Here is a 21,621-nt window from a genome sequence, read left to right as displayed (position 1 = left end):
TCAATGCGTTGTACCTTCTTCTTGAGCTCACGTATTTCGATTTGTTCCGGGGTTATGGGAGAGGCTTTTGGCGTTTTCCCCTGTCGCTCATCACGCAGTTGTTTTACCCATTTCGTCATCGTAGAAAGGCCAACGTCCGTGGCTTTTGCTGCTTGTGCGGCGGTGTAATTTTGGTCGACAACCAGTTGAGCGGATTCGCGTTTGAATTCAGGACTAAAATTTCTTCTTTTCATTGGCGCCCCCGTGTTGTTCTGAGGTGAGCATATCACCTCTGTTCAGGTGGCCAAATTCAGTGTGCCACTACAGTCGATTTTGGGTTTGCCGTCGATCAATATCATCTGTCCATCTTTGGTCGCCATGACCATAATCGCTGGTGCAGCCGGTAAGCAGTACAACGCCGAAAAACGCCGGCAGCAGCAAACAAAGTGTTTTCATTATCGTTATCCATCCATTAAGTTACCTAGATTGTTAATAATACAAGCAAAAAACACCGCCTTCACTAGCTCTGAAAGGGAAAATTCCCGCGCTACCTGTTATTGCGCGTTGTGTGAGGGTCAGGCATCCGGACCGGACATCCGCGCCGCCGCTTTTTTATTGCGCAAAAGGTTCAGTGTTTCCACCGCCAGCGAGAAAAACATGGCGAAATAGATATGGCCTTTTGGCACATCGATCGCCGCACTTTCGAGGATCAGCGCGTCGCCGACCAAAATCAGAAACGCCAGCGCCAGCATCTTGACCGATGGGTGCCTGTCAACGAATTCGCCTATTGGCCGGGCAGCGAAGAGCATTATCGCCACCGCGATAATGACCGCCGCCATCATGATGAACAAATGGGAGGAGAGGCCGACCGCAGTGATGACCGAGTCCAGGCTTAAAATAATGTCCAGCATCATGATTTAGGTTATGGCACCGAAATAGGATTGTACCGCGCTCCCTTCGCCATCGGCACCGCCATGAAACGATTCCAGTATTTCCCGGCACGATTTCCAAATGAGAAAAATGCCGCCGAAAAACAAAATCAAATCCCGGGCGGAGACTAAATGCTCTGAGAGATAAAATAGCGGTTTGACCAGATGGCTAACCCAGGCGATAGCGGCCAGAAGGCCGAGGCGCATCACCATCGCGCCGAACAGACCCAAGTGACGGGCGCTGCTTTGTTGTGAGGGGGAAAGTTTGGCGACGACCACGGGCAAAAAAACGATATTATCAATACCCAGGACAATTTCTAGGAGGGTCAAGCTTTCTAACGCCAGCCATGCGATTTGATCGGCATCCAATCAAACACTACACACGTTCACCCAAACAAAATATAAACGAAATATAAACGAAATATAAATGATAATTATACGCGGTGTTGTTGGTGGGCTGGCAAGCGAAAACGCGGTTATAACAGGAAATGTCGCGCCAGTAGTTGGGCAGTGAAGTTTTTTTTCAGGTAAAAACCACGCGGCCGCGCAAGAATCGGCTGGCCAAATTCACCGACGGCGGCGGTCAGGGCACGGCTATTGGCGGCTTTGGGCCGTAATTGCAGCACCTCGCCGTGGCGGGCAGTGATCCGTTCGACTTTTCCTAACACGATGAGATCCATCAATTCTTCCCAGTCGCGCCGCAGCTGCAGCTCCTCCTCCGGGTCCGGACTCCACAACAGCGGCGCGCCAATGCGGCGGTGCGCCAGCGGGATCGTCCGTTGACCTTCAACCGGGATCCAGAGCACCCGCGCCAATTTGTAGCGCACGTGACTGGTTTCCCAGGTCACGCCGCTATTGCCGGTCAGCGGCGCCACACAGACAAAGGTGGTCTCCAACGGCCGTCCACCGGCGTCTACCGGAATGGTTTTCAACTCGACGCCGATCGCGGCAAAATCCTGCTCGGGTTTACTGCCGGCGCTGGCGCCGAGATAGCGCTCCAGCAGTACGCCAATCCACCCCTTATCGCGCTTGAGATCGGCGGGTACCGGCAGACCGGCCTGGGCGGATAATTCGCCCAGGGTGTAACCTGCCAGCGCAGCGGCGCGGCGCAGCAGTTCCCTTTCATCGGCGGGGGGGGGGCCATACGGAAGGGAATGAGGGAAATGGCTAGTCATCTCACGGTCCAGGACTGAATAAAAATTAGGCGCCCGCGGCGCGTTTGCACCCACCTGAGGCGCGATAGCCGTAAAAAAATAATAATAGCATGATTTTATACCTTTTTTTAAGGATCCCACCGGGTCTGGTACAGGGCGGCAAGCAGTTGTACACCCGCTACGGCCAATCAATGAACAGGATCTTACGCCAGGTTATCCATAGATTTGCGGGACAACCCGGGCGAAAGACGAGTACTGTTTCTATTTACAGCCTTGACGGCTCCATTTTTAGTTAATTTGTCCATTATTTTGCGGCGCCGAGCCGTTTTTCTGTGGATAAAATCGCCGATGGTTGTTTTTCATCCATGCTTGGTGATGCGCTGTTTCACCACAACGATGATGCGCGACCTGTAAAGATAATAAACGTTTTAGTCTGCTGATCTTATTTTTTATTTTTTTGTTTATTATCCCCTGACCGGGCGCTGGGCGAAAAATTTTACCCATCTAATCCAGCGTTGCACACACACCTATCCACAGAAAAAGTGCATAAAGTGGTGCCCGGTGGACGTTAGCTATTTATAACTCGGCGCTGCAAAGGAGGGGGCACAAGTGTATTATTCACCGGTGATTACTGAAAACCAGTGGTTTACCGTACACAGCGAGTATGAAACAATCGGAACATCTTACATTTTATGTAATCGAGGTAGTCCGGTGATCGATGATGATGGCTACCGCCCGAATGTTGGTATTGTAGTCTGTAATCTCGACGGGCAGGTGCTGTGGGCCAGGCGATACGGACAGCATTCCTGGCAGTTCCCCCAGGGCGGCATCAACGCTGGCGAAACCGCAGAGCAGGCGATGTACCGCGAGCTGTTCGAGGAAGTCGGCCTGAGCCGCAAAGATGTACGCATTCTGGCTTCAACGCGAAACTGGCTGCGCTATAAGCTTCCCAAGCGGCTCGTGCGTTGGGACACCAAGCCGGTCTGTATTGGTCAGAAGCAAAAATGGTTTCTGCTACAGCTTCTATGTCCGGATGCGGATATCAATATGCAGCGCGGGGGGATCCCTGAATTTGACGGCTGGCGCTGGGTCAGCTTCTGGTACCCGGTACGTCAGGTCGTTTCCTTTAAACGAAACGTTTACCGCCGCGTAATGAAGGAATTTTCCGGCGTGGTGATGCCGCTGCAGGAAACTGCAGCGCAGCGCTCCGCGTCGGCACACAAACGGGAAAGAGGCTAAGTCACGCAGATTATGCTCACGCGCTTGCGGGAAATCGTTGAAAAGGTCGCAGCCGCGCCGCGTCTGTCCGACTCACTTGACATTCTGGTCAATGAAACCTGTCAGGCGATGAATACCGAAGTCTGTTCGGTGTATTTGGCCGATAACGATCGTCGCTGCTTATTACCTGATGGCGCCACGCGGTTTGAACAAACCGCGCGGGCGTACGATTACGCTGGCTTTTGACCAAGAGATTGTCGGCCTGGTCGGGCGGCTGGCTGAGCCGATTAATCTGGCGGACACCCACACCTATCCCAGTTTCAAATATATTCCGGCCGTGAAAGAGGAGCGCTTCCGCTCCTTTCTCGGCGTGCCGATTATCCATCGCCGCCAGTTGCTCGGCGTACGGGTGGTGCAGCAGCGCGAGCATCGGCAGTTCGACGAAAGTAAAGAGTCGTTCATGGTCACGCTGGCCACGCAGATGGCCGGCATTCTGTCTCAATCGCAGCTCAAATGGCTGTTCAGTCAATACCGTCAAACCCGTATCCGCGCCCTGGCGGCCGCGCCGGGAGTGGCCATCGCCCAAGGCTGGGTAGACAGCAACCACGAGCGCGAACGGCTGACGCTGGCGCTAAATAAATCCGTCGCCGAGTTTCGCCGCCTGAGCAAACGTTTTACCGCCAGCGCACAGAAAGAGAGCGCGGCGGTGTTCGATCTGTACAACCATTTGCTCAATGACGCGCGCCTTAAACGCGATTTGTTCGCGAAAATTGACGGCGGCGCGGTGGCCGAGTGGGCGGTGAAGCTGGTGATTGAACGTTTTGCCGAACAATTCGCGCTGCTGAGCGACAGTTACTTGCGCGAGCGCGCCGGCGACTTGCGTGCCCTTGGTCAGCGACTGCAGTTCCATCTTGATGACAGCGCCCGCAATGTGATTCAGTGTCCATCACGTTTCATGCTGGTAGCCGACGAGCTAAGCGCCGCGCTTCTGGCCGAGGTGCCGCAAGATAAGCTGGTGGGAGTTGTGGTGCGCGATGGTGCCGCCAATTCCCACGCCGCGATCCTGGTGCGGGTGATGGGGATCCCGACGGTGATGGGCGCCGATATCCAGCCGTTGTTGCTCAATCAGCGCTTGTTTATCGTCGATGGCTATCGCGGTGAGCTGCTGGTGGAGCCGGTGCTGGTGCAGGAGTGAGCGAAGAGCGTGAGCTTACCCGGCTGACGGAAGATGATGTGGAACAGTAGGCGGCGCTGAAAAGCGGCGAACGCATTCAGGTAATGCTGAATGCCGGTTTGAGCGCGGAACATGAACAGCTCCTCGACAATCGGGTGGACGGCATCGGCCTGTACCGCACCGAAATCCTCTTCATGTTGCAAAGCGGCTTTCCCTCGGAAGAGGAGCAGGTGGCGCAATACCAGGGTATGCTACAGCTGTTCCCCGGCAAATCAGTGATGCTGCGCACCCTGGATGTTGGCGCCTATAAACAACTGCCCTACATGCCTATTAGCGAGGAAAATCCCTGTCTGGGCTGGCGCGGAATTCGCATTACGCTCGATCAGGCGGAGATTTTTCTCATTCAGGTGCGCGCGATGTTCCGCGCCAATGCCGCCACCGGCAATTTGAGTATATTCTGCTGCCGATGATAACCAGCGTCGATGAGATCGACGAAGCGCGCCGGCTTATCGATCGCGCAGGGCGCGAGGTCGAGGAGATGCTGGGTTATGCGCTGCCGGAGCCACGTATCGGCATTATGGTGGAGGTGCCGGCGATGGTGTTCATGCTGCAGGTGCTGCAGAAAATCATCAGCGAATAGCAGCGTCTTGGGCTCGCCTGCAGCCTGTGCGGCGAAATGGCCTGCGATCCGATGGGAGCGTTGCTGCTGGCGGGCATGGGCTATCATTCGCTGAGCATGAACAGACGCAGCGTGGCGCGCATCAAATATCTGTTGCGCAATGTGGCGCTGGGCGAGGCGCAGGGCCTCGCGGAACGGGTCATCGGCGCGCAAAACAGTATTGAAGTCCGCCATCAGATGGCGGCGTTCATGGACCGACGCGGTTTGGACGGCCTGATTCGGGGCGGCCGTTGAGCAGAGAATCGTTACACCTGCCGGCGGTTATTTACATCCCCTGACTCTCGACGCCGCGCCGCTATACTATGCTATGCTATGATACGCGACTTCGCGCCGCGCGGAGTAAGCGCCTGCGCGAAATGTACAGCGGTCCGCCGCGGGATCCGGCGGCCGAATAACAAAAACGACGACGTAGTGGTGATGAATGACGACCCATTATCTGGCCTTTCCCCAATTTGACCCGGTGATCTTTTCCCTGGGTCCGATTTCCCTGCACTGGTACGGTCTGATGTATCTGGCGGGCTTCGTGTTTGCCATGTGGCTGGCGGTACGGCGTGCAAATCGCCCCGGCAGCGGCTGGACCAAGGAAGAAGTCGAAAACCTCCTTTATGCCGGTTTTCTGGGGGTATTTCTCGGTGGCCGTATCGGTTATGTCCTGTTCTATAACCTGCCGCTGTTTCTCGACAACCCCCTTTATCTGTTTAAAGTCTGGGAAGGCGGCATGTCGTTCCACGGCGGCCTGATTGGGGTGATAGTGGTGATGCTGTGGTTCGCCCACCGTACCCGCCGTCATTTTTTCCAGGTGGCCAATTTTGTCGCGCCAATGGTGCCCTTTGGTTTGGGAGCAGGCCGTTTAGGTAATTTTATCAACGGCGAGCTGTGGGGACGGGTCACCCCCGATACGCCCTGGGCGATGCTGTTTCCCGGCTCCCGGCAAGAGGATATAGCGCTGCTGCCGGCCAATCCGCAGTGGCAAGCGCTGTTTGAGCGCTACGGCGTGCTGCCTCGTCACCCGTCTCAGCTCTACGAGATGCTGCTCGAAGGCGTGGTGCTGTTTATTATTCTTAATGTATTTATCCGTAAGCCGCAGCCTATCGGCAGCGTCTCCGGTTTGTTCCTGACTTGCTACGGCGCTTTTCGCATTCTGGTCGAGTTTTTCCGCCAGCCGGACGCCCAGTTGGGCCTGTTTAGCGGCGTCATCAGCATGGGGCAGATCCTGTCGCTGCCGATGATTCTGGTTGGTGTGATTATGATGGCCTGGGCCTACCGCCGTCGCCCCCAGCAACACCTGTCCTGAGGTATGTATGAAACAGTATTTGGATTTGATGCGCAGGGTGCGTGCGCAGGGCACGCCGAAAGTGGACCGTACCGGTACCGGTACCCTATCGATATTCGGCCATCAGATGCGCTTTGATTTGCGCCAGGGATTCCCGCTGGTGACCACCAAACGCTGCCATTTGCGCTCGATTATCCATGAGTTGCTGTGGTTCCTTAACGGCGACACCAATATCGCTTATTTGCAGCAGAATAACGTTTCCATTTGGGATGAATGGGCGGATGACAACGGCGATTTGGGGGCGGTGTATGGGCGCCAGTGGCGCGCCTGGGGCACCAGCGACGGCCGCCAGATAGATCAACTGGCGGAAGTGGTGCTCCAGCTCAAGCAGGATCTGGATTCCCGGCGCATTATCGTTTCCGCTTGGAACGTCGGCGAACTGGACAAAATGGCCCTGGCGCCGTGCCATGCGTTGTTTCAGTTTTATGTCGCCAACGGCACCTTGTCATGTCAGCCCTATCAGCGTTCGTGCGATATTTTCCTCGGCCTGCCGTTCAATATCGCCAGCTATGCCTTGCTGGTGCATATGCTGGCGCAGCAGTGCGATTTGCAGGTCGGTGATTTCGTCTGGACCGGCGGCGATACCCATCTCTACAGTAACCATTTGCAGCAGGCGGACTTGCAGCTAACCCGCGATCCGCGGCCGCTGCCGCAGCTGCTGATTAAACGCCGTCCGGCGACATTGTTCGATTACCGTTTCGAGGATTTTGAGCTGACGGGCTACGATCCCCATCCGGCAATCAAGGCGCCGGTGGCAGTTTAAGCTGCCGCCGGCCGGTGCTATCGCGTGTGTCGTGCTCGGTTCGCGCCTAATCCAGATGGCAATGAAGGGTGTGACTGCCCCGCATAAACGTGCCGGCGCTCACGCGGTTGCTGACACATCTTGTTCCTCCTTGCCAATGATTGCATCGCACACTGCATAATCCTCCCCTGCGTCTGGTGCGCCGCCGCGCGCCGCCGCGCGCCGCGCCAGACTGCCATGCATTCTTTCCTGAATAAATAATACCGACCGTGATCGCGGCTACATCTTGTTGGAGTTGCTGCTGGCGCTGACGTTAACCGCTCTGCCGATCCTGGCGGGCAATTATGGCTGGCGTCAGCATCAGTCCGCCTGGCAGTTGGCGAGCAGCTCTCACCAGCTACTGGATTTCACCGTGTGCCAGCAATGGCATGCCGCCTGGGGCGGCGGATGGGGCGCGCTGTATCGCGCCTTATGCCGGCGTCCATCTGCCGGTATCAACGACGAGTCTGAGTCTGGGCGGGGTACGCCATACCGCCGGCGCCGCGCACCTTATTCTCAGCAATCCGGCGGGGCGGCTGCGGGTGTGGTGCTCTCCGGTCGCGGCCGGGTCAGGCTATGCAGAGTGAGCAAGGGTGCTAGGCGGGGATCCCTTCGTGTTGACCTGCCGGACGGATGCCGGGGGCGTCACTCTGGGGTCGGTTTCTGCCGGGGCTGGCGCGCCGGCCGCAGAGCACGCGATGGCGGGTGAAGGTCAAGGGGGCTTCAGCCTGGCGGAAGTGCTGGCTGCCCCGACCGCGTGCAGTCTGCTGCTGACGGTGGCGCTGCATCTTTTTCCCTCGCTGCAACGCAGCGTCGAAAGCGTGATGCTGCAGCTCAGAGTGCGCCGTCAGCTTGAGCTTTGCGCGTTGGCCATTGTGAAAGATGTGCGTCGTGCCGGCTTTGCACAACATGGCGGCGCCGCGCACGCGGTGTGGATCGACAAGCGCCAGGGAGCGGCTCCCGACTCATGTCTTGTGGTCGGCTATGACCTATTATGTATGCGCGCAGCGATGCGCCCGGGCGATTGACCATGGCAACGTTCGGTTATCGCTTACGCCGGGGGACGCTGGAAACCCAGCGTGATGTGAGTAGTTGCCAGGAAGGCGGTTGGGAAAAGGTGTTCAACAGCGATGAGTTGCTGGTGACGCGATTGCGGTTTACCACCCTGGCGGGAGGCGCGCCGCGCATCCACCTGGCCGCCACCGCCCGACGGCGGCCGGAGATCGGTTACGTGTTGACACAGATCGTGGCGCGGCGAAATTTATGAGGCGGGAGCGAGGCAGCAGCAGCGTATTGGCGCTGCTGCTGTTAAGCGCCTTCTGCTTGCTGGCGATGTTGAGCTGGCAGCGGCTGCTACAGGAATCGTTGGCGCTGGCCCGGGCGCAGCGTCATTATCTGCAGACGTTTCATCAGGCGGTAGCTTCGCGCGCCTGGGGGCTTAGCCAGCGCTGGCCCGCTCGCCACGGCGAATGCCGTCAGCATCCTGCCGAGCCACTGCGGATATGTCTGCAGGCGAGCAAACGGGGATATGGCTGGCTGCTGTGCGGGGAAGGCGGCGGAACGTTAATGGCGCCGCCGCTGCGGCATTATCAGCGCGTTACGCTATATCGGGCCGAGGCGCGTCCGGTAACGGGGGAGCAGACCGCCTCGGGTAACACTACGGCGGCGGGGCCGGACGCTCAGGGGCCGGCACCGGGTGGCTCTGCCGCTGTGAATCCTCTTTCAGCGCCGGGGGATGCCCCGGCGGAGGCGGCGTTTCCGGGTACGGGGCCTGCCTATTTTCTGCGGGCGCGGCGCGGCAGCTGGCTGGATTTTGACCCTGGATAAGCGATAAGCGATAAGCGGCGTGGCGCGCTGCCGCGAGGAGGAGCAAGACGATGGCACAGCGGCAAAAACAAGACGGCGGCGCGGGTCGTGACGCGACGTTCTATCCGCAACGGAACGGGGCGCCCAATCTCCTGCGAAAGACGTCGTTGCCTCTAGAGCGAAACAGGACGCTCAATCGGCCACGAAGGGCGCCGCCGCAATCACCGCAAGATAAGCTAACTCCCATGCCTCGCGACGCGATATCCGGTCGGCAACGGAGCGCTAGTCTGGCGGAGGCGCTATTGGCGCCGGCGTTGCTCGCCATCATCACGCTGGGGTTGCTGGAGTACCGGCAGCGGCTGGCGGATTATCCTGATTGAACGTCCCTGCGCCCAAGGCTGCTGGCGCGCTACCACCACGGTCATCATGAATACCGGTGAGCGCATCAGCTTAAGCGAATAGGTTTATCAGGATCCAGTCGGCACAACGCGCATGTGATCACTTGTGTTCCGGGCTAATCACGATAGAGTAGGCGCAGGCAGTTAATGTGTCCCAGGGCGGGAGGCGCGCATGGCGAGGAGTTTATGTTTACCGTTTATCATTCCAATCAGCTGGATCTGCTCAAGACACTTGCCGCCGCGCTGATCGCAGGGCGGCCGCTGCGGGACCCGTTCCAGCCGGAAGTCATTCTGGTGCAAAGCAACGGTATGGCGCAGTGGATGCAGATAGAACTGGCGGCACAGTTTGGCATTGCGGCTAATATCGATTTTCCACTGCCCGCCAGCTTTATCTGGCAAATGTTTACCCGAGTCTTGCCCGATATCCCTGATGAAAGCGCGTTTGCAAAACCGGCGATGACCTGGCGGCTGATGGCACTGCTGCCGCGCCTGTGCCAACATCCTAATTTCGCGGTGATAGGCGACTATCTGCGCGACGATGAGGACAAGCGCAAAGGTTTCCAGTTTGCAGCCCGAATAGCCGATCTGTTCGACCAATATCTGGTATACCGCCCCGACTGGCTGGAGAGCTGGCAGCGCGGCGAATTGATTGACGGCATGGGCGAGGCGCAGCGGTGGCAGGCCCCGCTTTGGCGGGCGCTGGTAGCGGAAACGGAACGTGCAGGGGAGTCGCTGTGGCACAGCGCCAATCTTTACCAGCGCTTTATCCAGACCCTGACGGAAAGTCAGACGCGGCCGCCGGGACTGACCGACAGGGTATTTATCTGCGGTATCTCGGCGCTACCGCCCACTTATTTGCAGGCGCTGCAGGCGCTTGGCCGTCATATCGATATTCACCTGCTGTTTACGAATCCGTGCCGCTATTACTGGGGGGATATCTGCGATCGCGCTTTTCTCGCACTGTTGTTGCACCGCCGTCGCCGGCACTATCAGCAGCAAACCGAGCAGGCGCTGTTCCGGCGCCCCGAGCAGGCTGACGCGCTGTTCAACGAGCTGGGAGAACAGCAAACCGGTAATCCTCTGCTCGCCTCCTGGGGCAAACAAGGGCGCGATAACCTCTACCTGCTGGCGCAGATGGCCGGTATTGCGGAGGTAGATGCGTTCGTTGAGCCGGCGGAGGATAACCTGCTGAGCCTGCTGCAGCGTGACATCCTGATGCTTGAGGACCACGCCGTGATTGGCATGGATCCCGAGATACCCGAGCAGGGCGGCGGCAAGCGCCCGCTGCGGCCAGACGATCGTTCGCTGAGCCTGCACATCTGTCATAGCACGCAGCGGGAAGTGGAAGTGCTGCACGATAAGCTGCTGGCGATGATTGCGGAGGATCCTACGCTACGGCCGCGCGACATCATCGTCATGGTGGCCGACATCGACCGCTATACGCCGGCAATCCAGGCGGTGTTCAATAATACCGGCGGGGAACGCTATTTGCCTTTCGCCATTTCCGACCGCCGGGCGCGGCATCTCCATCCGGTTCTGCCGGCGTTTCTCAGCCTGCTGGAGTTACCGCGCAGTCGGTTTGCCGCCGAGCAGGTTCTGGCACTGCTGGAGGTCCCGGCGCTAGCGGCCCGCTTCGCCATCAATGAGCGGGGGCTTCAACTGTTGCGTCAGTGGGTAGAGGAATCCGGTATCCGCTGGGGATTGGACGATGACACCCTGCGTGAACTGATGCTGCCCGCCACCGGTCAGCATACCTGGCAGTTTGGGCTTATGCGCATGCTGCTGGGCTACGCCATGGACAGCGACAGCGGCGACTGGCAGGGCATTTTGCCCTACGCCGAATCCAGCGGTTTGATGGCCGGTCTGGTCGGGCAGTTGGCGGAACTCCTGATGCGGCTGCGCCAGTGGCGCGACCGGCTTACCCAACCCCGGTCCCTGGACGCCTGGCTAAGCTGCGCCCGCGAAATGAGTGAGGATTTCTTTACGCCCGACGCCGAAGCGGAAGCGGCGCTGGCACTGCTAGAAAATCAGTGGCGGCAGTTGCTGGAGTGCGGTTTGCAGGTGGGATATGACCAACCGGTGCCGGTGACGCTTTTACAAGATGAACTGGCCGCGCGCCTGGATCAGGAGCGGGTTAGCCAGCGTTTTCTGGCTGGGACCATCAACTTCTGTACGCTGATGCCGATGCGCTCTATTCCGTTTCGGGTGGTGTGCCTGCTGGGCATGAATGACGGCGTTTACCCGCGCACACTGCCCCCGGCGGGATTTGACCTGATGGCGCAGCAGCCCCGATGCGGCGATCGCAGCCGGCGTGATGATGACCGTTACCTGTTCCTGGAGGCGTTGATGTCCGCGCAGCAGCGCCTCTATATCAGTTTTATCGGCCGCGCCATCCAGGACAATACGTTGCGCTATCCGTCGGTACTGGTGAGCGAGCTGAGCGATTATATCGCCCAAAGTTTTTACCTGCCCGGCGACGAGCGCTCCGATGCCGAAAGCAGCGCCGACCGGGTGCGTGCACATCTCTGGCAGTGGCATAGCCGCATGCCTTTCGCGCCGGAAAATTTTCTGGCCGATAGCGAAAACCAAAGCTTTGCCGACGAGTGGCTGCCGGCCGCCAGCGCCAGCGGCGAGCCGCAGCCGGATTTTGTCGCTCCCTTAACGGCGCCGCCCTGCGAGGCGCTGGCGCTGGATGAGCTGCTGCGCTTTTATCGCCACCCGGTTCGCTCCTGGTTTGTGCAGCGTCTTGCGGTGTCTTTCCACCAGAGGTCGCTTGAGCTGGCGGCGGACGAACCCTTTGTCATTGACGGTCTGACCCGCTATCAGCTTAATGACAGACTGGTGAACGCGCTTATCGACGGGGAAAGCACCGAGCGGCTGTTTAGCCAGGTGCGCGCTGCCGGCCTGTTGCCCTATGGCGCCTTCGGTGAGTTGTACTGGGCCAAACAATGTCAGGATATGGCGGCGCTCGCTGAGCAGGTGCGGACATGGCGATTGCCGGAAACGCACAGTCTTGAGGTCGATCTGACGCTGGAGGACGTCACACTTTCCGGCTGGCTGCCCCACGTGCAGAAGAACGGTCTGCTGCGCTGGCGTCCCGGCGCGTTATCGGCCCGGGACGGCCTGTTGCTGTGGCTGGAGCATCTGGCGTACTGCGCTATGGGCGGCGAAGGTGCGAGCCGGATGTTGGGCATGCGCGGCGAGTGGCATTTTGCGCCGCTGCCCGGCGCTCAGGCAAAAGCGTTTTTACTTTCGCTGGTTTCCGGCTACTGTCAGGGTATGACGGCGCCGCTTCTGCTGTTGCCGCGTTCAGGGGGAGCATGGCTGAGCCACTGCTACGACCGGACGACGCAGCGCATCGATCGGGACGAGAGTCGGCAGCAGCAGGCGCGTGATAAGCTTATCCAGACCTGGCAGGGGAATGCCCACGTCCCCGGCGAAGGTGAGGATCCTTATCTGCAACGGTTAATGCGCCAGCTGGATCAACAACATATTGAGGCGATTATCTCGGCCACCGAACGGTATTTGCTGCCACTCTTTATGTTTAATCTGGCGCAGAGTGAGCCTGCGAAACGCGAAAAGAAAGCCTGAGGCGGCAGGCTTGCAGCGGCCGCCCCCGGGAACGGATATACGCGCCGTAACGTTTGAGTTTACACGCGAGTGTTACCCCAGGAAAAAAGTGTGGTCAGGAACGGCCCGCAAAGCAGGTATCGGAGAGAGGAATGTTGAGATTGGTTAACGGGTTGTTGTGTTTCACTCTGGTTTTTATGAGCGCAACCACGCCGGGGTGGGCGCAAAACGGATGGCAGCCGGTGAGGGAAGTCATCCACAAAAGCAGTCAGGATCCCAGGCAGTATCAGGCCATTCGGCTGGATAACGGTATGACGCTGCTGCTGGTGAGTGATAAGGAGGCGGTCAAATCGCTTGCGGCGGTGGCCGTGCCGGTGGGGTCGCTGGAGAATCCGCACAATCAGCTTGGGCTGGCCCATTATCTGGAGCACATGATCCTGATGGGGTCGCGCCATTATCCGGAACCGGAAAATCTGTCTGAATTCCTGAAAAAGCACGGCGGCGATCATAACGCCAGCACGGCCTCCTACCGGACCGCCTTTTACCTGGAGGTGGAGAATGACGCGCTGCAGCCGGCCATCGACCGCTTGGCGGACGCCATCGCCGCGCCAAGGCTGGACCGATTCATGCCGATAAAGAGCGTCATGCGGTGAACGCCGAGCTCAGAATGGCGCGCGCCAGCGACGGCCTGCGCATGCCGCAAATCCGATCTGAAACCATGAATCCGGCCCACCCGGGCTCGCGCTTCTCGGGCGGCAATCTCGAGACCTTGAGCGATAAGCCCGACAGCCAACTGCACGACGCGCTGAAATACTTTTACCAACGCTATTACTCCGCCAACCTGATGGTCGCCGTCATCTACAGCAATCAGTCGCTGCCTGAAATGGCGAAGGTGGCGGCCGACACCTTTGGCCGTATCGCCAACCATCACACGTCGGTGCCCCCGATCACCGTGCCGGCAGTCACCGCCGCGCAAACCGGTATCGTGATTCATTACCAACCGGTGCAGCCGCGTAAGATGCTGCGCATCGAGTTCCCCATCGCCAATAATAGCGCCGCGTTTCGCAGCAAAACGGACACTTACATCAGCTACCTTATCGGCAACCGCAGCCCCGGCACGCTGGCGGACTGGCTGCAGAAGGAAGAGCTGGCGGACGCCATCGACGCCGGCGCCGATCCGATGGTCAATCGCAACAGCGGTGTTTTCGCCATCGACGCCGGCGCCGATCCGATGGTCAATCGCAACAGCGGTGTTTTCGCCATCGTCGCCTCCCTTTCCGACAAAGGGTATGCGCAGCGAGACCGGGTGGTGGTGGCTATCTTCGCTTATTTGTCACTGCTACGGCATCAGGGGATCCTGCGCCACTATTTTGACGAGATTGCCCATGTATTGGATCAGGATTTCCGTTTCCCGGTCATGACCCGCAACATGGACTATATCGAATGGCTGGTGGATTCGATGGTGCGGGTGCCGGTGCAACATGTACTGAATGCCTCTTATCTGGCCGACCGCTACGATCCCGCCGCCATTGCTGCGCGCCTTGACGCCATGACGCCGCAGCACGCCCGCGTCTGGTTCATCAGCCCGGACGCGCCGCACGACAAAACCGCTTACTTTGTCGATGCCCCTTATCAGGTCAGTAAGCTGACGCCAACGCAGATCGCTTCTTGGCAGCGTTCACAGCGCTCGCTTGTGCTTGCGCTACCGGCGCTAAATCCTTATATCGCCAACGATTTCAGCCTGATTTACCCTACGCGTCATCCAGAACACCCCGAAACCCTGATCGATGAGCCGGGGCTTCGGCTGCACTATATGCCAAGCCGCGCGTTTGCCGACGAGCCGCGCGCGGATATCACGCTGAACTTTCGCAATGCTGCTGCCATGAGCAGCGCGCGCAACCAGGTGCTCTATTCACTAAACGACTATCTTTCCAATCTCGAACTGGCGGAGTTGAGCAATCAGGCCTACGTAAGCGGTATTAGCTTTTCCTCCTACGCCAACGATGGTCTGACTATCAAGGCAAGCGGCTATACCCAGCGACTGGTGCCGCTGGCGAATACGCTGCTGGACCGCTATCTGGCGATATCGCCGACGGCGCAGCAGCTGCAGCAGGCCAAGACCTGGTTCCGTCAGCAACTGGACGGTACGGATAAAGGTAAAGCCTACTCTCAGGCGATTATCCCGGCCAAGGTTCTGTCCGATATTCCCTATATAGAGCGGGATGCGCGGCGGGCGCTTACCGACGGCATCACGCTGCAGGAGGTGATGGACTATCGCGCCACGCTTATCAAACCCACCGCTCTCGACGTGCTGGTGGTCGGCAATCTGACCTCCGAGCAGGCTGAAACGTTCTCACGCGGGTTAAAAATACGCCTGGGGCTGACAGGCACGGACTGGCGGCGCGCCGACAAGGCCACCGTCGCCACGCCGCTTTTGGCAGTCATCCGGAAGCGGCTCGACAGCACCGATTCCGCTCTAGCGGCGGTCTATGTTCCTCTGGGCTATGATCGCATCGAAGGGATGGCGTGCAGTTATCTGCTATCGCAAATTGCCGAATCCTGGTTTTGCAAGCAATTGCGTACACAAGAGCAACTGGGCTATGCCGTCTTTATGCTGCCTGTCTTTGTCGGCGATCGGGCCGGCGTCGGATTTGTGCTGCAAAGCGGCCGCTATCAGCCGACGTATCTTTACCAGCGCTATCAGGCATTCTTCGCGCAGACCGGCAAGCGACTGGACGGCCTGGACCCGGCGGATTTCGAGCAGTACAAGCAGGGCGTCATAGTCCAGCTGCAGCAAAAACCCCAGACGCTGGGCGAAGAGGTCGATCTCTATACCGGCGATCTGGATCGAGATAATATGCGCTTTGACACGCGCGATCGCCTTATTGCCCGTTTGCGGACGCTGACGCAATCGCAGCTGAGCAAATATTACCAACAGGCGCTCATCAAGCAGCAGGGGCTGGCCTTGCTGTCCGAAATTTCCGGCGGCGGCGCGGGCAACGATCCGGCCGATTATGCTCACCCCGTCGGCTGGACTCCGTTCCCCGATGCCTCAGCGCTGCAGCAGGCGCTGCCGGTGCAACCTAAGGAAAACGAACGCGTTGAAGACCGCCGAGAGCCTTGACCCCCTGACATTGCCGCTGCAGGGCACCCGCCTTGTCGAAGCGTCGGCGGGTACGGGAAAAACCCACACCCTAGCCGCGCTTTATCTGCGTTTGCTGCTCGGGCTGGGCGGCGAGGCGGCGTTTCCTCGGCCCTTAAGCGTCGAAGAAATACTGGTGGTGACCTTTACCGAGGCTGCCACCGAGGAGCTGCGCGGCCGTATCCGCGACAATGTCCACCAGCTGCGCCTGGCCTGCATGCGCGGTGAAAGCGATGACCCGCTGCTGGCGGCACTGTTGGCGCAACTCGACGAGCATAGGCTTGCCGCTTTGCATTTGCTGGCGGCGGAGCGACAGATGGACGAGGCGGCGATATTTACCATTCATGGCTTTTGTCAGCGTATGTTGAACCACAGCGCCGTCGAATCGGGCATGCTGTTTCAGCAAACCCTGGTGGAAGATGAAAGGGTGCTGCGCCAGCAGGTGAGCGCTGACTTCTGGCGCCGCCACTGCTATCCGTTGCCGCTGGAGGTTGCGCGTATGGTACAGCAGCACTGGGAAGGGCCGGAAAACCTGCTGGCGGAACTGCTGCCCTATCTGCAGGGAGAGCCGCCGGAGGTACGCGATCCGCCGGCGTTAAGCGAGTCCATTCTGGCACGGCATGTGCGCATCATTGCCGATATTGACGACCTGAAGCGACAGTGGCGTGCGGCGGCGGCGGAGATCCCGGCGCTCCTTGACGCTCACAAACTCGACCGTCGGGTTTATAGCAGCAAAAACCTGCCGTCCTGGCTGGCGAAAGTCAATCGCTGGGCGGAGCAGCAGCCCACCGTCGATTATCAGGTTCCTGATGAGCTGGAACAGTTTACAAGCGCGGTATTGACAGAAAAAACGACCGCCGGCGATCCGCCTCACCATGCGCTATTTGCTGCGGTGCAGGCCTTTTATCAGCACAGGACGTCTCTGCGCGATCTGATTTTTGTGATGGCGCTGGCGGAGATGCGTCAGGCGCTTGAGCAGGAAAAACGGCGGCGGGCGGAGCTGGGGTTCGATGATTTGCTAAGTCGTTTGGATCGGGCGCTGGCCGGCCATGGTGGTGAAGCCTTGGCCGAATCGGTGTGCTCACGCTATCCGGTAGCGATGATTGATGAGTTTCAGGATACCGACCCGCAACAATACCGTATTTTCCGTCGCGTATACGGCGCTAAACCCGATTGTGCCCTACTGCTGATAGGCGACCCGAAACAAGCGATCTACGCGTTTCGCGGCGCGGACATTTTCACCTATATGCGTGCCCGCAGTGAAGTAGACGCTCACTATACCCTTGATACTAACTGGCGCTCAGCGCCGGGGATGATCAATGCGGTGAATCAGCTGTTCCAAAGCCTGCCGGCGCCGTTTATTTTCAGCGCTGTCCCCTTTTTGCCGGTGGCGGCCGCGGAAAGCAACGCCTGTTTGCGGCTGGTCGTGGAACGACAGCCACAGCCGGCGCTGCGCGTCTGGCTACAGCCGGGGGACGGCGTGGGTGTAAGCGAATACCAACAGTGTATGGCGCAGCAATGCGCCGCTACCATCCGCGACTGGCTTCACGCCGCGCGTGAGGGAGAGGCCTGGTTGGAAGGCCGTCGGGGCCGGCAGCCGCTGCAGGCGTCGGATATCACGGTGCTGGTACGCAACCGACACGAGGCAGCATTGATGCGCGATGCGCTGGTGTCGCTGATGATCCCGACGGTGTATCTGTCTAACCGGGATAGCGTCTTTGACACGCCCGAGGCGCGCGAACTGCTGTGGATTTTGCAGGCAGTGTTGACGCCAGAGAAGGATACCGCGCTGCGCACCGCGTTGGCCACTGGCCTGCTGGGCTTCGACGCCGTCGCTATTGACGCGCTGAACAACGATGAACGGCGCTGGGAACAGCGGGTTGAGGAGTTTGCCGGCTATCGCCAGCGCTGGCAAAAAAGCGGCGTATCACCGATGCTGCGTCAGATGATGATGAACCATCGCATCGCGGAAACCCTTTTGGCCAGCCAGGGCGGCGAACGCCGGTTGACCGACATGCTGCATTTGGGCGAACTGCTGCAGGAAGCATCGACACAGCTGGAGAACGAATATGCGCTGGTCCGCTGGCTGGCGTTGCAAATAGCGTCTTCTAACCCGCAGGCGGCGAATCAGCAATTGCGGCTGGAAAGCGATCGTCATCTGGTGCAAATCATCACGGTACATAAATCAAAAGGGCTGGAATTCCCGCTGGTGTTCCTGCCGTTCGCGGCCGATTTTCGCGTGCAAAAGCGGCCGCTGTTCCACGATCGCGAAGCCTACTGGGCCTGGCTGGATCTCCGCGCGGCGCGGGAGAGTCGGCAACTGGCGGAGGAGGAGCGGCTGGCGGAGGATTTGCGGTTGCTGTACGTGGCGGTAACGCGCTCCATTTATCATTGCAGTCTCGGCATTGCCCCGCTGTATCGCGGTAGTCGTAAAAAAACCGGCGCCAGCGATCTGCATCTAAGCGCGCCGGGTTATCTGATTCAGCAGGGCCACGATGGCGATGCCGATGATTTGCGCGAACGGCTAGCTGCGCTGGCAAGCCGCGCCGATGGCGATATTGTTTTGTGCGAGGCGCAGGCCGTGTTGGCGCAACCGCTTACACCTGCGGAGGCGCCAGCGCAGGCGCTAAGCGCCCGCCGCGGGCCTGAACCGCCGCGCGATCCCTGGCGGGTCACCAGCTATTCTGGATTGCAACGGCACGGCAGCTCGGTGGTGATGGAGTTACAGCCGCGACTGGATATCGACGCCGCGGAGGAGGGCGGGCAACAGGAGACATTGCAGCTGACGCCGCATACCTTTCCGCGCGGCGCGGCGCCGGGGACGTTTTTGCACGACCTGTTTGAAAACCTGGATTTTAATCGGCCACTGGACCCGCAGTGGCTCAGCGAACAGCTAGCACAACAGGGTATCGACGCCGTCTGGTTGCCGGTGATAACGGACTGGATGGAAAAAATCATCGCTATGCCGCTGGACGGCGGCTCGCTTTCTCTCGCGCGTCTGACACCCGATAGCCGGCGGGCTGAACTGCAATTTTATCTGCCCATCGACGCTTTGGTGCAGGCGCGCGACCTGGATCAGATCTGCAAGCGCTACGATCCGTTGTCGGCACGCTGCCCACCGCTGGATTTTCCCCAGGTCAAGGGAATGCTGAAGGGGTTTATTGACCTGGTTTTCCGCTGGCAGGGCCGCTATTACCTGCTGGACTATAAATCCAACTGGCTGGGGGAAGAGAGCGCCGCCTACACCCGGCCGGCGATGGAGCAGGCTATGATTGCCCACCGCCATGATCTACAGTATCAGCTGTATACCCTAGCGCTGCACCGCTATCTGCGTCACCGTCTGGCGGACTATCATTATTCGCGCGATTTCGGCGGCGTGTATTATCTGTTTCTGCGCGGCGTTGATGCGGCGCAACCGGGGAACGGCATTTACCACTGCCGCCCAGATAGCGTCCTAATAGACGGGCTCGACGCGTTATTCACCGGCGCAACGTGGCCGGCAATGGCGGAAAGAGGCTAACGCAGGAGGCTCAATGATGGAAGCTATTCTTGACGAGGCGCAACGGTTGCGCCTGTGGCGACCGCTGGACGTTCAATTCGCCCTTATGCTTGCGACGCCCGCTGAGCCTGCACTGATGCTGGCCAGCGCCTGGCTTAGCGCAGATGCCGGCGCCGGCCATGTTTGCCTGCCGCTGGCGCTATTGACTCCGGAGCGGTTATTTGACGGCCGAATGCCGCCACTGGCGCAACAGGCATGGCTACAGGCTGGCAGCCCTTCTCAAGAGGATTGGCAGCAACGTCTGCTGGCATCGCCGGCGGTCAGCGACGGCTCCTGCCCGACGCCGCTGGTCTTGGACAATCAGTGTCTGTATTTACAGCGCATGTGGCGCTATGAATGCGCGGTGGCGCAGTTCTTCAACCGGGCGCGGCCGCCGGTAGACGGCGACGATGCCAGCATCGCCGCGGTGCTGGCGCGTTACTTCCCCGGCGACACTGCTATAATCGACTGGCAAAAAATTGCCGCGGCGGTCGCGATAACGCATCCTGTGGCGCTGATATCCGGCGGGCCGGGCACCGGTAAAACCTCTACGGTTGCGAAGCTGCTGGCGGCATTGCTGCAGCTTAGCGACGGTCGGCGTTTGCGCATGCTGATGGCGGCCCCCACCGGCAAGGCGGCGGCACGGCTAAGTGAGTCTCTGGGTCTGGCGCTGCAGCGTCTGGGATTGGAGGAAGAGCAAAAACAGCGGTTGCCGCGCGAGGCAATAACGCTGCATCGCTTGCTCGGGGCACAGCCCAACAGCCAGCGGATGCGCTATCACCGCGGCAACCCGCTGCATGTGGATATCCTGATAATCGACGAAGCGTCGATGGTCGATTTGCCGATGATGGCCAATGCCATTGCGGCGCTGCCGCCGCAGGCGCGGGTGATTTTCCTGGGAGATCGTTGCCAGCTGTCGTCGGTGGAGGCGGGGGCGGTGTGGGGGGATATCTGCCAGTTCGCCGAGGCCGGTTACAGCCCCGCGCGGCGTGCGCAGCTGGCGCGGTTAACGGGTTTTACGCTGCCGGCGGAGGGCCACGGTAATGGTTACGGCGTTGCCGACAGTCTATGTCTGCTGCGTAAAAGCTACCGCTTTGACGAGGGTTCCGGCATTGGCCGGTTGGCTAACGCGATCAACGCCGGCGACGGAAAGGGCGCGCTGGGGCTGTTGCAGGACGGCACGGCGGCGGACGTAGACTACACCCCGCTGCGTGAGACGGCAGAGTATCAGCGCCTGTTAGACGACTGCGTTAGCGGTTACCGGGACTATCTGCAGCGGGTACGCTGTCATGATGCGCCAGCCGCTATTTTGGACGCCTTCAACCGCTTCCGCCTGCTATGTGCGCTGCGTGAAGGGCCGTTTGGGGTCGCCGGTCTTAACGATCGCATTGAACAGGCCTTGAGCCGAGCGGAGCTGCTCACCCTTGGCAACGTTGGCCACGGCTACGCTGGCCGGCCGGTAATGATCGTGCGCAATGCACCGTCGCTGGGGTTGTACAATGGCGATATCGGTATTTTGCTCCGGGAGGACGAACAGACGCTGCGCGTGTACTTTTCCCTGCCGGATGGCGGTATCAGGGCGGTGCCGTTGAGCAGGCTGCCGGAGCATGAGACGGTTTTTGCGATGACGGTACATAAATCTCAGGGGTCGGAGTTCCAACATACGGCGCTGGTATTACCCAATCAAATCTTGCCGGTGCTGACGCGGGAGCTGCTTTATACCGCAGTGACGCGGGCGCGGGCGCGGCTCTCTTTCTACGCCACCGCCGAGGTGGTGCAGTACGCCATTGCCACCCGAACCCAGCGGCGCAGCGGCCTTATCGAACGGCTGGCCGCCGGTGCGGCCAGCCGATGTCCGCTGTAGTGGCACACTGAATTTGGCCACCTGACACAGAAGTGATATGCTCACCTCAAAACAAC

At 59.4% G+C, this 21,621-nt stretch carries 14 protein-coding genes and 3 pseudogenes; 13 read left to right on the top strand and 4 right to left on the bottom strand.

All coding sequences use genetic code 11. The features are described from left to right. From ACTBDU_RS02820 to ACTBDU_RS02805, 4 genes and pseudogenes are all read right to left on the bottom strand, one after another. The coding region (locus tag ACTBDU_RS02820) for a transposase (protein ID WP_438805484.1) at nucleotides 1-233 on the bottom strand (233 nt) is incomplete at its 3' end. Nucleotides 234-554: 321 nt separating this feature from the next. After that, a pseudogene (locus tag ACTBDU_RS02815) lies at nucleotides 555-1,277 on the bottom strand (TerC family protein). 107 nt (nucleotides 1,278-1,384) lie between these two features. Next, on the bottom strand, nucleotides 1,385-2,083 hold the full coding sequence (gene mutH / locus ACTBDU_RS02810) for a DNA mismatch repair endonuclease MutH (protein WP_438805483.1): 699 nt from the start codon (nucleotides 2,081-2,083) through the stop codon (nucleotides 1,385-1,387). A 267-nt stretch (nucleotides 2,084-2,350) separates the two neighbouring features. Then, nucleotides 2,351-2,566, bottom strand: a complete 216-nt coding sequence (locus ACTBDU_RS02805) for a hypothetical protein (RefSeq protein WP_438805482.1) — start codon at nucleotides 2,564-2,566, stop codon at nucleotides 2,351-2,353. A 207-nt stretch (nucleotides 2,567-2,773) separates the two neighbouring features. On the opposite strand from ACTBDU_RS02805, the gene rppH reads away from it, so the two are divergent. The 13 genes and pseudogenes from rppH (at nucleotide 2,774) to recD (ending at nucleotide 21,565) form a co-directional block, all read left to right on the top strand. Further along, the gene (gene rppH, locus ACTBDU_RS02800; protein WP_438805490.1) at nucleotides 2,774-3,301 is read left to right on the top strand and encodes an RNA pyrophosphohydrolase; all 528 of its coding nucleotides are present in this window, start codon (nucleotides 2,774-2,776) and stop codon (nucleotides 3,299-3,301) included. Nucleotides 3,302-3,313: 12 nt separating this feature from the next. Next, nucleotides 3,314-5,367: pseudogene (gene ptsP, locus ACTBDU_RS02795) on the top strand (phosphoenolpyruvate--protein phosphotransferase). A 187-nt stretch (nucleotides 5,368-5,554) separates the two neighbouring features. Continuing rightward, nucleotides 5,555-6,427 (top strand): prolipoprotein diacylglyceryl transferase, encoded by an 873-nt coding sequence (lgt, locus tag ACTBDU_RS02790; protein ID WP_438805481.1) that lies wholly within the window; start codon nucleotides 5,555-5,557, stop codon nucleotides 6,425-6,427. A gap of 7 nt (nucleotides 6,428-6,434) precedes the next feature. After that, entirely contained in the window at nucleotides 6,435-7,229 is a 795-nt protein-coding gene (gene thyA, locus ACTBDU_RS02785; protein WP_438805480.1) for a thymidylate synthase, read from the top strand. Nucleotides 7,230-7,494: 265 nt separating this feature from the next. Next, complete coding sequence (locus ACTBDU_RS02780) at nucleotides 7,495-7,956, top strand: hypothetical protein (protein WP_438805479.1); 462 nt, start codon at nucleotides 7,495-7,497, stop codon at nucleotides 7,954-7,956. Further along, nucleotides 7,946-8,275, top strand: coding sequence for a hypothetical protein (locus ACTBDU_RS02775; RefSeq protein ID WP_438805478.1), 330 nt, complete (start codon nucleotides 7,946-7,948; stop codon nucleotides 8,273-8,275). Before ACTBDU_RS02780 ends, ACTBDU_RS02775 begins: the two co-directional genes overlap by 11 nt. A gap of 2 nt (nucleotides 8,276-8,277) precedes the next feature. Further along, nucleotides 8,278-8,514 (top strand): hypothetical protein, encoded by a 237-nt coding sequence (locus ACTBDU_RS02770; protein ID WP_438805477.1) that lies wholly within the window; start codon nucleotides 8,278-8,280, stop codon nucleotides 8,512-8,514. After that, entirely contained in the window at nucleotides 8,511-9,074 is a 564-nt protein-coding gene (locus ACTBDU_RS02765) for a DUF2509 family protein (protein WP_438805476.1), read from the top strand. The genes ACTBDU_RS02770 and ACTBDU_RS02765 overlap by 4 nt, the downstream gene beginning before the upstream one ends. A 224-nt stretch (nucleotides 9,075-9,298) precedes the next feature. Then, nucleotides 9,299-9,433, top strand: a complete 135-nt coding sequence (locus ACTBDU_RS02760; RefSeq protein ID WP_438805475.1) for a hypothetical protein — start codon at nucleotides 9,299-9,301, stop codon at nucleotides 9,431-9,433. 204 nt (nucleotides 9,434-9,637) lie between these two features. Further along, a complete protein-coding gene (recC, locus tag ACTBDU_RS02755; protein ID WP_438805474.1) occupies nucleotides 9,638-13,042 on the top strand; it encodes an exodeoxyribonuclease V subunit gamma in 3,405 nt (1,134 codons plus the stop codon). A gap of 176 nt (nucleotides 13,043-13,218) precedes the next feature. Beyond that, a pseudogene (gene ptrA, locus ACTBDU_RS02750) lies at nucleotides 13,219-16,145 on the top strand (pitrilysin). Beyond that, on the top strand, nucleotides 16,123-19,683 hold the full coding sequence (gene recB / locus ACTBDU_RS02745; protein WP_438805473.1) for an exodeoxyribonuclease V subunit beta: 3,561 nt from the start codon (nucleotides 16,123-16,125) through the stop codon (nucleotides 19,681-19,683). The pseudogene ptrA and the gene recB overlap by 23 nt, the downstream one beginning before the upstream one ends. A gap of 16 nt (nucleotides 19,684-19,699) precedes the next feature. Beyond that, entirely contained in the window at nucleotides 19,700-21,565 is a 1,866-nt protein-coding gene (gene recD / locus ACTBDU_RS02740) for an exodeoxyribonuclease V subunit alpha (protein ID WP_438805489.1), read from the top strand. Nucleotides 21,566-21,621 lie beyond the last annotated feature (56 nt).

The sequence above is a fragment of the Sodalis sp. (in: enterobacteria) genome (genome assembly GCF_051710625.1).
Taxonomy (GTDB): Bacteria; Pseudomonadota; Gammaproteobacteria; order Enterobacterales; family Enterobacteriaceae; genus JBPESN01.
The sequence above is the reverse complement of the archived record's forward strand: the minus strand, read 5'-3'. Positions and strand labels throughout refer to the sequence as shown.

Coding starts and splice junctions, on each gene's coding strand:
- ACTBDU_RS02805 (WP_438805482.1), bottom strand. CDS start 2,566: ATGGGTAAAATTTTTCGCCCAGCGCCCGGTCAGGGGATAATAAACAAA.
- recC (WP_438805474.1), top strand. CDS start 9,638: ATGTTTACCGTTTATCATTCCAATCAGCTGGATCTGCTCAAGACACTT.
- recD (WP_438805489.1), top strand. CDS start 19,700: ATGGAAGCTATTCTTGACGAGGCGCAACGGTTGCGCCTGTGGCGACCG.
- ACTBDU_RS02760 (WP_438805475.1), top strand. CDS start 9,299: ATGCCTCGCGACGCGATATCCGGTCGGCAACGGAGCGCTAGTCTGGCG.
- lgt (WP_438805481.1), top strand. CDS start 5,555: ATGACGACCCATTATCTGGCCTTTCCCCAATTTGACCCGGTGATCTTT.
- ACTBDU_RS02770 (WP_438805477.1), top strand. CDS start 8,278: ATGGCAACGTTCGGTTATCGCTTACGCCGGGGGACGCTGGAAACCCAG.
- thyA (WP_438805480.1), top strand. CDS start 6,435: ATGAAACAGTATTTGGATTTGATGCGCAGGGTGCGTGCGCAGGGCACG.
- ACTBDU_RS02765 (WP_438805476.1), top strand. CDS start 8,511: ATGAGGCGGGAGCGAGGCAGCAGCAGCGTATTGGCGCTGCTGCTGTTA.
- mutH (WP_438805483.1), bottom strand. CDS start 2,083: ATGACTAGCCATTTCCCTCATTCCCTTCCGTATGGCCCCCCCCCCGCC.
- ACTBDU_RS02775 (WP_438805478.1), top strand. CDS start 7,946: ATGGCGGGTGAAGGTCAAGGGGGCTTCAGCCTGGCGGAAGTGCTGGCT.